We start from the raw sequence: 13,241 nt of genomic DNA, 5'->3' as shown, positions 1-13,241 counted from the left end.
TCGCGCCCCGTGAGCCACGCCCCTACGAGGCGGACAGATCCCGACGCAGCCGCCGCCCTCGTCAACGCCTCTGTAGGAGCGCACCTGGGCGCGATGACGCATTCCCGGCAAGGCCTCTTCGCGCCCGGGTGCGCTCCTACCCGTTTGTCGCGCGCAGCAGGTCTGCCGCCAAGCACGGGGCGGTCGCACTTGGTTGGTGATCCGGTCAGCGCAATACCCGAAAGCGCACCTGCGTCCATGCGCCATCGCTGGCCATTGCGGTGAGCGTATGCAACCCGGCTTCTTCGAAATCGCGCTGAAATCCTTGCCTTCCGCTGGTTTGCGCAATCCAGCGGCCATCCAGCAGCCAATCGATTCGCGCCTCGCTGCCCAGCGCACGTAACTGCAGCCGTACCGGGCGCGCGGCGTCATTGGCCCGCGCAAGCGTGGCGCGGTCACTCAACCCGTCGATGCGTAGCACCCCGCCACCGGTCATGCGCCCGTCCGGCACGCAATCGTCAGCCAAGGGCGGCAGTTGCGCGGCGGCGCGTTCGGATGTACTGAGCCAGGGCGAGACCAATGCCGGCCAGCGCGCCACCGCGCGCGGCACACGCGCATGCGGTTGGCTGCATTCCTGCGACAACCGCTGACCGCTGCGCGCATCGACCTCGAAGCGCACCTGCCCGCTTTGCCAAAGACGCGCGTCGCGCTCGGCAAAGGTGGGCGGCACGGCACCGTCGAGTGCATACGCATCGGCACGACGTGCGCACAGAGGCGGTGGCGTCTGATCGGCGGCGCCGCCCAGCGGCCAGCAGATGTTGATTGCCTGCACCGTGGCTGGCATCGGCAACGGCGCACTGTCGCCAGCGCTACGGGGCAAGGCATCGATGACTTCGAACATCAATGGCAATGCGGTGACCGCACCGTATTGGCCCGGCAGCGGGGTGCCGTCCGGCCGTCCTACCCAGACGCCGACGGTGTAACGCCGCGTTCCGCCAAGGGCCCATGCATCGCGGTAGCCGTAACTGGTGCCGGTCTTCCACGCCACGCCGGGGCGTGCGGTGGTATCGAACGTGCCGCTGCCGTAGCCGGGCCGCGGATTGCTTTGCAAGATTTCGCGCACGATCCAGGCCGCACCCGGCGACATCAAGCGGCGATCAATATGCGCATCGTCCGGCGTATAGCGCACACGTCCAGCAATGCCGCTGCGATTGAGCGCGGCGAACGCGCCCACCAACTCCTGTAACTGTGCGCCGGTACCGCCCAATATCAACGCCAGCGACGGCGTACTGCCGGAGGGAAAATGCAGCGCAATCCCGGCATTGGACAGTCGCGCAGCAAAGCGCGCCGGGCCGATGCGCTCGAGCAGATCCACTGCCGGCACGTTCAACGACAGCCGCAACGCCGTGGCCGCGCTCACCGGGCCGTTGAACGCCGCATCGAAGTTGCCGGGCCGGTAGTCGCCAAAACTCTGCGGCGCATCCACCAACAGGCTTTCGGAATGGATCAGGCCATCGTCCAGCGCCATGCCATACAGGAAGGGCTTGAGCGTGGAGCCCGGCGAGCGCCACGCCTGCACCATGTCGACATGACCCAGGCGCTTGCGGTCGCCGAAACTGGCCGAGCCCACGTAGGCGCGCGCCTCCATCGTGGCGTTATCCACCACCAGCAATGCCGCGGAGGTGCGCTCCGGCAGCTGCGAAAAATACGTGGACACGCGCTCTTCCAGCGTGCGCTGCAATTCCGCATCCAGCGTGGTGACGATACGCGCCGCACGCGGCTGCGCGCTGTGCAGGCGCTGCGCCAGCAGGGCCGCATGCAGGGGCGGCTTGAGCGAGCGGGTGACCACCGGTTCGATGCGCGCATCGTCCACCTGTGCGCGCGACCACACGCCCAGCTCGACCATGCGGTCGAGCACCTTGTCGCGTGCGCGTTGCGCCGCTTCCGGGTGCCGGTCCGGGCGCAGGCGGCTGGGCGACTGCGGCAATACCGCCAGCAACGCGGCCTCGGCATGCGACAAGGCCTTGGCCGGCTTGCCCAGATACGCCCAGCTGGCCGCCTCCACCCCTTCGATGGTGCCGCCGTAGGGCGCGCGCTCCAGATACAGCATGAGAATCTCATGCTTGCTCAGGTGCGCTTCCAGCTGCAACGCGCGCAACAACTGCTTGGCCTTGCCCCATGGCGTGCGCGTATGCGGGTCCAGGATGCGTGCCACCTGCATGGTCAGGGTGGAGCCGCCGGACACGATGCGGCCCTGCTCGATCCACTGCCCCCCGGCACGCAGCAGACCCCACGGATTGACGCCTGGGTGGCGCCAGAACCAGCGATCTTCGTAGTTCAGCAGCGCCTGCAGATACAGCGGCGACACGCTCTGCGGCGTGGCGGGGTAACGCCATACGCCATTACGGTCGGCGAAGGCGCGTAACGGCGTGCCATCGCGCGCGACCACCAGGGTGGAGGTGTCGCGGGATTTGGGCAACGGCAGCGGGAAGGCCAGGTCCAACAGCAACAGCGCGCTCAACAGCACCACCGTACCCCAGCGCAGCCAAGGCAGCAGGCGCGTCCAGCGCCGGGTTCGCCGCGCGGGATGCGTGGCGGCGGTGTCGTCCTGCAGCATGCGTGCTCCCAATGGAAGCCGCTATTTTGCCCGTTGCGGCAACGTCATGGGCAAGGCGGCGTGCTGGCGCGACGTTTCCGCACAGGCCGATCCGATGGCAGGCCATGGCACCGGCATCACACCGCGCCGTCCGCCGCCAGCGGCAGCCACAACTTGGCACCACTGCCCGGCGCATCGCTGCGTGGTCTAAGCTCCAGGCTGCCGCCCTGTGCGTCTACGATCTGCCGCGACAGCACCAGACCAATCCCCGAGCCGCCGGGCTTGGTGGTGAAGAACGGCACAAACAAATTGTCGCTAGGCGGCAATCCGACACCGCCATCGAGCACCTCGATGCGTGCCATCGCGCCATCGGCGCACGCCCGCAGAACGACCGGCGCATCGCCACCGGACTCCAACGCGTTGCGCAACAGATTGATCAACACCTGCTCGAGCTGGTCGGTATCGGCGCGCAGCCGCAACCCGGCGCCAGCGCGAGTGCTGCCGGCACCGGCGCCGGTAGTCGCGCCAGCCGCGCATAGCCGCCGAGAAAGCGCTGCAAGGCCATGCTCCGCCACGCGCTGGGTTTCGATGCTGGCGCGGCTACGCTGCTGCGCCTCGACGATCTCGCTATGGGTCAGGCCAGCGCGGCGTGGGCGCGATCCAGTGCGGCGTCCAGCTCGGGATTGCGCAGCTGCAGGATCAGCGTTTGGCCTGGACCCGCGCGTGGCGGCATCGATCCACAGCTACCGCCACAGCAGCGAGGACAATGACGCCAATGGCCAGTGACAGCCAACCGCGTTGGTGGCGCCAGAACGAACGCGGTGGAGACTTCGCGCTATCCATGGCCATTGCAAAGCAGATGGCATGCCAGGTCGCAAAGCGTGATAAGTCATTGAAACCGCTACACAGCGCTCTCGCCAGTCAGGGGCACAGCGTCCGCAAGTAGACGCGCACCGACCGATTGCGGACGGTTGCGCGGCAAAGTGCGTGCTCAGTGTTGTTCGAGCGAGGCGCGGTAATGCAGCAGCGCTTCGGGTTCGTCGGTCTGGAACGCGCTGATGCCGGCGCGATGCAGCCGTCCCCACACCGCATCCGGATCGCGCACCGCATCCGCGTCGCCGCCGGCACCGGCGACGAAGCCATCCCACAGCGTGTTGACCAGCAGCCGCACGTGCTGCTGCTTGGCCAGTGTAGCCAGCGCGGGCAACTGCTCGCCGCTGATCCGTGGCAGTTCGATCGCCACCGGCCGCACCTTGCCGCTCAGCTAGGTACGCAAGGTCTTCAGCAAGTCGTCGGTACCCGGCGGATTGAGCAGGATCGGGGTGAAGTTGATACGGTCGAACGGCGGCAGCGATGCCAGCGGCTGGCTGTACACGCCGACCTCGGTCTTGAGGACCACCTGGCGCTCCATACCGGCGCGCCGCACCGCGTCCGCGACTTCGGCATAGATCGGTGCCTTGACGTCCAGATTGAGCATGATGCGGCCCTTGGCCGCGGCCAGCATCTGATCCAGCCGCACCGGATGCTGGTCGGTGAGTGCGGCATCGGCGCCGCCCTCGTCGTCGCGCAGCCGCAGTCGCGATAGCTGCGCCCAGGTCAACTCGGCGACTTTGCCGCTGCCGTCGGTGGTGCGCTCGACGGTGGCGTCATGGAACATCACCAGGGTGCCATCGCCGCGCGGCGGATATCGGTTTCGACCATATCCACGCCCATCGCCACGCAGCGCTCCAGGCCGGCCAGCGAGTTCTCCGGCGCATGGCCGGGGAAGCCGTGCGCAGGAGCAGGGTTGTGGCAGCCGCGATGGGCGACGACGAAGATCCCACCGTCGGGATTGGCCAGGCGCGCCTGGATCGCCGTACCGGCGCCGGTACTGGATGCCGCAGCGGCAGAGCCGGTCAGGCCACTGGCCAGCAACAGTAGCGGCAACAAAGAGGATTTCATGGGTAGCGCAATCCGAAGGAAGAAGGGAGGGAAGGTGGTCAAAACGCCGGTGTAAACCGCAAACCAACCCAATAGGTCGTAGGCACCGAGTAACTGTCCTTGAGCAGATTCTCGCCTGGGCCGGTCACGCTGGTGATGCGGCTGTCGGTGAGATTGCTGACCTGGCCGATCAGGCTCAACTGCTTGCTCACCGCATAGGTGGCGGTGAAATCCAGTTGCGAACGCGGCGACCAGTACAGGTCCTGCCAATCGATATTGCTGACGATGGAGCGCAGCGCCTTGCCTTGCCGGTTGTAGGCCGCGCGCAGCTCCAGCCCACCGGGGTTGTAGAACAGCGTTGCGTTGGCGGTGTAATCGGGCTGACCAACCAGATTGTCGAGCTTGCGCTCGCGCTGGGTCAGGCTGCTGCCGCTGCCGACGCTGTAGGGCACATCCAGACTGCCATCGAGCAACGCGAGGTTGGCGCTGAAGCCGACGCCACGCAACCACGGCACGATCGGCCCTAGTGTGTTGACGATGCCGTTGAGCTCCACACCGCGGATGCGCGCCTTGGCGGCATTGGCCGGCGTGCTGATGAACGCATTCGCATAGGTGGTGCCGTCGAAAGTGAAGCTGTCGGTGCGCGAGAGCGTAAAGATCTCGTCCTGGATGTGCTTGTCGAAGACGGCGGCGGAGGCGAACGCATCGAAATCGCCGGGCAGTCGCCATTCCAGCGACAGATCCAGGTTGTTGGACACGCGCGGCTTGATATCCGGGTTGCCGATGGTGACGGTGACGCCCTGCGCATTCGGGTTGCCCGCGTCTGTCGCATTGACGAAGCCGATCGAGGTACGCGCCGCATAGGCATCGTACGGCGGGCGGCCCAGCGTGCGGCTTGCACCGGCACGCAGGTCCAGCGCATCGGTCAGGTGATAGGTCATCACCGCCGATGGCAGCAGATAGTCGTAATCCGCACTGGTCGGGTTATCGACGTACACGTAGTGATTGGTTGCCGCATCCAGCTGCCGCTGGCGGCCCACCGTGTCGAGCTTGGTGCTGTCGAAATGCACACCGGCCTGCACGTTCAAACGATCGCTGCGATAGCTCACCAAGCCATAGCTGCCGAAGGTTTTTTCGGTATGCGTGAAGTTGTCCTGATTGCTGAAGGCCTGCTGGTCGGTGCTGTTGAACGCGCTCAACGGCACGGCTGCCAGCACGCGATTGGCCTTGTTCGGGTCGATGCTCAGCAGGTTCAAGCCGGCATAGCGCATCGGCGCCCTGCCGGTACCCACGACGTCGGCCAGACCGAGCGTTGGCGCCGTCGTATTGGGCTGGTACTCGACGCGATAGATCTCATAGGACGGCTTGTCGGTGGTGTACGACACGCCTGCCGCAAAGCCAATGCCCTGATCGCTTTCGCCTTGATTGAAGCCGTAATCGAGCCGACCGGTGAGGATGCGATCGGCGGCGGTGCGTTTATAGTCCGGGCGCCAGTACGACAGGCTGTAATTGTCCAGGTTGTTGTAGGCCTGCGGCGACACGCCGAAGCGCTGGTCGAACCCGGACGTGTCGTAGTTGAACGCATAATCGGGCGTGGCATTGATGGTCACGCCACTGCCGGTCTGGCCCACCGGCACCGGTGCCGGGCGCGTGATGCCGGTAGCGTACTTGATCATGCGAATCGGCTCGTCGTAGGTCGCATCCGACCACGCACCACGCGCGGAAAACTGTTGGCGATCGGTGGGCCGCCAGATCGCTCCCAGCTGCGCAACCTTGGTACGCGTGGTGACGATCTGGTTCGAATAGCCCACCTCGACGTCGCCACCGGGATAACTGCCGGAGGTGGCGGTCTGATTGAAGACCCGGCCACGGTTGCGCGGATCGATGATGACCTCGTTGCGCTCCATGTCGTCCTTGAAATAGTAGTAGCCGGCCATGGCATAGGCTTCCAGCGCCGCGCTGGGCCGCATCTCGAACTTGCCGGTGAGGCCATAACGGTCGCGCTGATCCTGCACGTACCAGTATTTATCCTGCTGCGGCACCGCCCAGCCATTGCCCAGGCTGTCGCCGGTCTGCAAGACACCGCTGTTGTCGTAGAACCCGTAATGCACCGTGTCGGTGGTCATATGGGTTTCGGTGTAGCTGCTCAGCGTTTGATAGTTGGCAGACAGGGTGACACCGTACTGCTGCTCGCTCCCGAAGGTGCGGCTGCCGGTGGCGTTCAAGCGATAACCGGGGTCGTCCTGATCGCGCGGCTTGCCTACATCGTTTGCGTGGCCTAGCGCTGCCTCGGCGCTGAAGAACGGCTTGCCACCGTTTTCGAACGCGCTGCGGGTTTTCAGGTTGATCGCACCGCCGGTGGCGTTGGGGTCCAGGTCGGGGGTGAAGGTCTTGACGACCTGCAATTCGCTGACCATCGAGGCCGGCAACAGGTCCAGGCGCACGCCGCGGGTGATCGAACCGAGCGTACCGTTCGGTGTACCGGGCGAGGCGATGGTGAGCCCGTCAATGGTGACGTTGTTGTACGACGGCCCCAGGCCACGCAAGACCGGCGTGGCTGCTTCATCGCGCGGATGCTCGTTGTCGGTGGCAGGCAAGACGGACAAGCCCGGCACGCGCCGCAATGCCTCGACGATGGTGCTGTCGGGCAAGGCACGCACATCGGTGGCGCTGATCACATCGGTGATATTGGTCGCCGCGCGCTTGCTTTCCACCGCAGCCGCGTTGGCGCGGCGCACGCCGGTGACCTGCATGGCATCGAGGGTTTTTACGCCGCTTTCCGGCGCGTCTGCGGCGGGCGCATCGCTGCCGGCTGCATCGCTGCGCGTGTCTGTAGCGTCGGTGTTGGAGCGGTGCTCTACCACCGACGCTGTCTCTGTACGACGCTGGCTCTCGTTGGTTGATACCGTGTCCGGAGGCATTGGCGACGCAAGGCGCGCAGCATCGGATGATGCGCCGACGGTTTGCGCCTGCACTGCAGGCGAACATGCGGCGATGGCCACGGCGAGAACGGACAGGTGCACACGGTACGGATCGAAGCGCTGCATGGAATCCCGTTATTTGCGCGGCACCAACGCCGCGCCGATGAGAAAGCACGCCACCGTAGAGTTGAAAAATGACCTTCGTGTGTCACCCAGGTCGCACCAAGAAGACCATGCGCAGCGATGTCGCGGTGTGCGAAGTTAGGGCTCTTAGGAGCGCGCTTGCGCTCCTGGCAGCGCGGCGATGAACGCACGGGACGCTGATGCGGCCAGCTGAAAATCGTCGACTAGGCGTTGCCGCTGGCGCCTCGTGACGGTGAGGCGGTAGCAGTGATTCGCAAGCGAGTGCCGACCACGACCAAGCGCACGATGTCCCGCGGAAATAGCGTTGATCATCGCTGCACGCTGGCCCAGCCACGCAAACGCTGGCATCGGAGCCGGACACTCGCTTCGGTGAAAAACACCGTACGTAGAAGCGCGCTCGCATGCGATGGGGCGTACCGGTACGCCCCATCGCGCGAGCGCGCTCCTTGTCGCCCTACGGCTGCACCACCGTCATCGTGGCTGGCGTGCTGCGGCCTACACCGCGCAGCTCCGGCCGGTACATGTCTTCCACCAGCGACGGCGGCACCGTGTAGGTGCCGGGGGTGACGGCACGCACCAGGTAGTACACCTGCGCCTTGCTGCCGGAAGAGAGCGCCAGCGCGGCCACATAGCGGTCGTCGCGGAATTCTTCGTGCTTGACGTCGGCGGCGCTGGACCGCTCGCTGATGCCGATACCGTCCACCACCACGTCGGCCCATTGCTTGGCATCGCCGAGATTGAAATTCTCGATTTCCAAACCGGCCGGCAACAGGTCGGTGAGCAAGGCGTCGGGCATGCTGCTGTTGGCAGTAATGCTGACGCGCACGATCAACGCTTCGCCTTCCTTGAGCGGACGCGGGGTCCATGGCTTGCCATCGGTGGTGTACCAGCTGCGCTCCACGCTGAGATTGCGCGTATCCGGTTCCGGTGCGCTGCGCGGAATGCCGGCCACTTCCAGGCTGGCGTACATCGGCGCCTCGCCTTGCGGTGCGAACTGCACGCCGCGCGCCAGGGCCGCACTGTCGAAACTGCGCCCGAACACGCGTGCCGGTGCGATCTGCTGCACCTGGTCGCCCACCGTCAAGCTGCCGGACACCTGCTTGCCCTGCCCGACCATCAACGCCTTGCCCAACCTGGCAAGCGCCACTTGCTCCTGCGTGCTCAGCCACAACCAACCGCTCGCGCGACGTGCATCCAGCGCGCGGCCCAGGGCCACCGCGCGGGTGTCGTACTCGGGCTTGGACAAACCGCGTTCGTGCAGCAACGCCATCATCAAGGCGTCGTCGCGGATCGCGCTGCCGTAATCGCCGAAGTACGGCGGACGCTCGCTGCTGTCCTTGGCAAACCCGGCCTTGATCGCCGCTTCGCCACGCTTGGTATCGCCCTGCAGCGACAAGGCGATGCCCAGATGCACCAGCGACAGGCCCGTCAGCGCCTTGTCGCGCTGGTTGTCGTACAGCGCGCGCAGCGTGCCCAGCGGCGCGCGGTTGACGCGTGCCAGCACGTAGCCGGACCAGGCCTGATTGGCGAACTTCAGGTTGTCGCGGCGGTCCTGCCCATAGAACTCGTTGCCACCGGACAACAGATCTTCGCTCAGGCGATTGAGCGCCTTCTGCAGCACCGTGTCGGGCACCGCAAAACCGGCGTCCTTGGCGTCGAGCAGGAACTCGGCGATATACGGCGTCAGTCCCGGGTTGACGTAGCCATCGTCGCCCCACATCGAAAAATGCCCGCTGGCGATCTGCATCGACGCCAGGCGCCCGAACGCGCCTTCCATGCGCTCGCGGCGCTTGGCCGCTTCCAGCCCCTTGGTGCCGAGCGCCCTGGCGGTGGCATCGTCGAGCAGCAGCGCCGCATAGCCCTTGCTGGTGGTCTGCTCGGCGCAGCCGTACGGATACTCCAACGCGCCCTGCAATGCGCTGGCGAACGGAATCGGCGGCAACGCACTGACCACCATGCGCGCGGTGACCGAGCCGGCCATCAGGCCATCGGCAAAGCCGCTGTCCAGGGTGATCGGCGCCAGCGGATCGAGCACGCGGGTCTGCGCACGCAGCACCTGTGGCCAGCCGGCGCGCACCGGCAGCTCGTAGCTACGGTCGGCCTTGAACCCGTTTCCGTCCACGCGCACGCGCACCTTGGCCACGCTGTAGCCTTCGGTGGCGCTCAGCGGGAAGCTCAGCGTCTGCTTGGCGTCCATGCCGAGCTTGACGCTGCGCGACGCTTCGCCGATGGCCAGCGGGCCCATGCCCTCCACACGCACGTCGAATTCGCCCGGCTTGCCGGTGAAATTCTGCACGTCCAGCGTCACCGTGCTGCGGTCGCCCGGGGCCATCACGCGCGGCATGCTGGCCTCGGCCAGGATTGGTGCACGCACGACGGTTTCCATGTCGCGGTTGCCGTACCGCGTGTCCGAGTACACCAGCGCCGACACCCGCAAGGTGCCGTTGAAATCCGGCACCGGCAGTTGCACGCGCGCGTTGCCACGGGCGTCGAGTTTGACCGAGCCGGAAAACAGGTCGACGGTCTGTACGCGCGCGGTCGGGCGCTTGGCCTGCGGCAAGGCTTCCAGCGCCATGTCGCCGCCGAACTTGAGCTTGCCGCTGGCGCCTTCGAAACTTTCGATCACCCGCCCATAGATGTCGTACGCATCGGTCCCCAGACGACGCTGCGCAAAGAACTGCGCATTGGCATCGGGCACCGGGAAACGGGTGATGTTGAGGATGCCCACGTCCACTGCCGAAATGGTCACGTGCGCGGCCTGGCCTGCCAGCTCGGGCACGCTCACCGTTACCGGCAAGGGCTGCTCGGGGCGCATCTGCTTGGGTGCGGACAAGCCCACCGCCACGCGCCGCGCCTTGCGATCCATCGGCACATAGGCCACGCCCACCGCGCGTGCCGGGGTGATCTTGCTGGGCGCACTGCCGCCGCGGAAGACCAGTGCGGTGACATACACATCGTGGCGCTCCCACGCCTCGGTCACCGGAATCTCGAAGCTGCTGCCCGGCTTGACGTCGATGTCCTGCACGTACAGCAGCTTGTCGCTTTCCACCAGCAACACGCCCTTGCCGGCATGCGGCGGAGTCAGCGTCACCTTGAGCGTGTCGCCGGCGCGGTAGCCGGTCTTGTCCAGCGCCAGCTTGACCTTGTCCGGGCGCGCGTCCAGGCCACGGTTTTCATCGTTCCAGCTCCAGCCGGCGCGGAACGGGTAACGCGTGGTCAGCCCGCTGGCCGGGTCGAACACATCCAGGCGGTATTCGCCCCATTCCACCGGGAAATCGATCTTGGCATTGACGCTGCCCACATCGAGCGTGCGCGTGTCCTTGTTTTCGAAGCGGCGGGTGAAGTCGTAATCCCAGTGGTTGTCGGTGTAGTTCCAGTGGTAATCGCGCAGCTCGCGCACCAGCGTGACCTTCAGGCCCTTGGCCGGCTGCGGCTTGCCATCGGCATCCACGCGGGTCACTTCGAAGCGCGCCGTCCCATTGGCATCGGTGCCGTCTTTGTCGTCGAACAATGGCCGCACGCCGACCAGGGCCTTGGCCGGCCACAGCACGCGCTTGAGGGTGCGGGTGACCGTGCGCCCGCCGGTTTCGTACACGCTGCCGGAAACGACGGCGGCAATCGTGCTGACCGGCTTGGCTTCGGCCGGCAATGCGATGTCTTCGCGCAGGATGCCGTCGCCACCGAACTCGGTGTCGATCACGTCCTTGGCTTCGCGCGGCAGCTCCAGCGTGGGGTCGCCGAAGAACCAGCCGGGCAACGCTTCCAGCGGATGCTGCTCGACGCTGACCGCCAGCTTGGCGGTGAAACGGTTGCCGGCGGCCGGTGCGCCGTACAGGTACGCGGCATTGGCCACCAGCTTGAACGGCTGGCCGGCGCTCAAGGTTTTTTGCGTACTGTCCAGGTCCAGCTTCATGCGCTCGGGCAGGAACTCTTCCACGCGCACGGTCATGCCCTGCACGGCGTCCTTGCTGGCCGGATCGGTGCGGAATTCCACCTGCCAGCGGCCGGTCGGCGCATCGGCCGGAATCTGCTGGGCGAATTCGAAATAGCCCTGCTCGCCCGGCAGCAGCTTGGTCTCGCGGAAGGTCTTGCCGTCCGGCTGCTTCAGACGCAGGAACACCGGTTGCGGCTTGGTCGGTTTGCCATCGTTGTCGCGCAGGATCGCCGACACCCGCATGGTTTCGCCGGGGCGATACAGATCGCGACCGGCCCAGGCGAACACATCGAACCACGCGCCCTGGCGCCCGGCCACGGCGAACTCGCTCAAATCCAATGCGGGCTGGTTGAACGGCAGCAGCGAAATGTCGGTCTTGCTGCGGGCGGTCAGCACATGGCCGGCGTCGAGCGTGTAGTTGAGCAGCGCATTGCCGTTACCGTCGGTCGCACCTTTCAGGAACAACTCGCCCTTGGCATCGAGGATGCGCAGCTCCACGTTCTTGATCGGCTCGCCGCTCTGCAACGAGGCGGTGTGCACGAACAACTTGTCCTTGTAGGCGCGCGTATGCAGGCCGATGTCGCTGACGGTAAAGAACGCGGTGTCGAATTCGTTCTCGAAACTGCCAGCACGCTTCATCACCGCGAAATACAGGCCAGGTTCCTGCAGTTCCTTGATGTCCTGCGTCGGCAGGTAGGTCAGCACGCGCTCGTTCTTCTTGCCGCCAAGGATGAAGCGATTGACATACACCGGGTCGGCCAGCTTGGACAGCGGCTGGTTGCCGCTGTATTCGCTCTCCAGATCCCAGCTGCCACGGCGCCCGCCACGCTGGAACTGCTGGAAGAACGCCGGCAGCGATTTTTCGCGCACGCGCAGGAACTCCACGTCCACTTCCGACACGTTGACCGACACCACCGGCAGGCCGCGGCTTTCGCGCGCCGGCAACACGCTGCCCTGCGAAGCGAACCCGGCCACAGGCTTGAGTTCGCCGGTGTAGACCTTTTGCTTGAGCGGCGTGCTCAGGCGGCTGCCGTCGGCGGCCAGCAGGTTGGCGTCGACCAGCACGGTGTAGTCCTTGGCCGCTTCGACGTACGGGTAGCGCAGCGTCTTGCCGTCCTCGGACAGCGTCCAGCTGCTGTCGCCCGTGCCGACCTTTTCTTCGAAGCGCACCAGCGCATCGAAATCCTGCGTGCCGACCAGTGGCCGCGAGAATTCCAGTGCCAGCGACAGGCCGTCGCTGGTCTGGTCGGGATAGGCACGCGCCAACGCGAAACCGGTGATGGCCTGCTTTTCGGCCTTGATCGCCTCGCCGCTGGCGGCGGGCAGCTGACCGCTTTCGTTGCGCTTGCACGCCACCGCGCCGATTGCCACGGCCAGCAACACCACCCACAGCAGCATGCGCCGCGTGCCCGACCGCATCATCCGTGATCCCTGGCTGTCCATTCGTGCTACTCGCAATGTGAGAACGCAAGTATAGCGACGCTGCGCATCTGGCTGATGGCGCCAATGCGACGACGTGGCTGCTTGCCGATGGGCGGCAAGCGTGCCCTGCTGGCGAGCGTTGCGATGGCCGACTGGCAGTGAGCGCAGTGGTCTGGTACCCGCGCTTGGAGCGACCGCCAAACCACGGTATGCCGCCTAGCGCAGGCAGCTGGACTGCGGCGTTGGCTGCAGGCCCTCGCTCGTTCTGTTGTCGCGTCCATCGAGTGCCAAACAATCGATCCGCGGCAGCACGCGAGCCGAGTGA

Annotated in this window: 3 protein-coding genes and 2 pseudogenes; all 5 read right to left on the bottom strand. The window is 65.8% G+C overall.

Annotated elements, in window-relative coordinates; genetic code table 11:
• Window positions 1-205 precede the first annotated feature (205 nt).
• The 5 genes and pseudogenes from pbpC to FLG15_RS05375 all read right to left on the bottom strand — a co-directional run bounded on the left by pbpC (window position 206) and on the right by FLG15_RS05375 (window position 12,916).
• Complete coding sequence (gene pbpC, locus FLG15_RS05400) at window positions 206-2,596, bottom strand: penicillin-binding protein 1C (RefSeq protein ID WP_057679230.1); 2,391 nt, start codon at window positions 2,594-2,596, stop codon at window positions 206-208.
• A gap of 116 nt (window positions 2,597-2,712) precedes the next feature.
• Window positions 2,713-3,140, bottom strand: a pseudogene (locus FLG15_RS05395) (ATP-binding protein).
• 426 nt (window positions 3,141-3,566) lie between these two features.
• Window positions 3,567-4,516 (bottom strand): annotated as a pseudogene (locus tag FLG15_RS05390) (glycerophosphodiester phosphodiesterase family protein).
• 38 nt (window positions 4,517-4,554) lie between these two features.
• The gene (locus tag FLG15_RS05385) at window positions 4,555-7,542 is read right to left on the bottom strand and encodes a TonB-dependent receptor (RefSeq protein WP_150145643.1); all 2,988 of its coding nucleotides are present in this window, start codon (window positions 7,540-7,542) and stop codon (window positions 4,555-4,557) included.
• Window positions 7,543-8,014: 472 nt separating this feature from the next.
• Window positions 8,015-12,916: an alpha-2-macroglobulin family protein gene (locus FLG15_RS05375; RefSeq protein WP_170922356.1), complete on the bottom strand. Its 4,902-nt coding sequence runs from the start codon at window positions 12,914-12,916 to the stop codon at window positions 8,015-8,017.
• Window positions 12,917-13,241: the final 325 nt, after the last annotated feature.

Origin of the sequence: Xanthomonas phaseoli pv. dieffenbachiae (genome assembly GCF_008639345.1) — a bacterium.
In the GTDB taxonomy this organism is placed as follows: Bacteria; Pseudomonadota; Gammaproteobacteria; order Xanthomonadales; family Xanthomonadaceae; genus Xanthomonas; species Xanthomonas phaseoli.
This window is presented reverse-complemented; position numbering and strand designations above follow the sequence as displayed.

Bases quoted from the DNA above. Each gene is read 5' to 3' on its own strand.
- pbpC (WP_057679230.1), bottom strand. From the start codon at position 2,596: ATGCTGCAGGACGACACCGCCGCCACGCATCCCGCGCGGCGAACCCGG.
- FLG15_RS05385 (WP_150145643.1), bottom strand. From the start codon at position 7,542: ATGCAGCGCTTCGATCCGTACCGTGTGCACCTGTCCGTTCTCGCCGTG.
- FLG15_RS05375 (WP_170922356.1), bottom strand. From the start codon at position 12,916: ATGATGCGGTCGGGCACGCGGCGCATGCTGCTGTGGGTGGTGTTGCTG.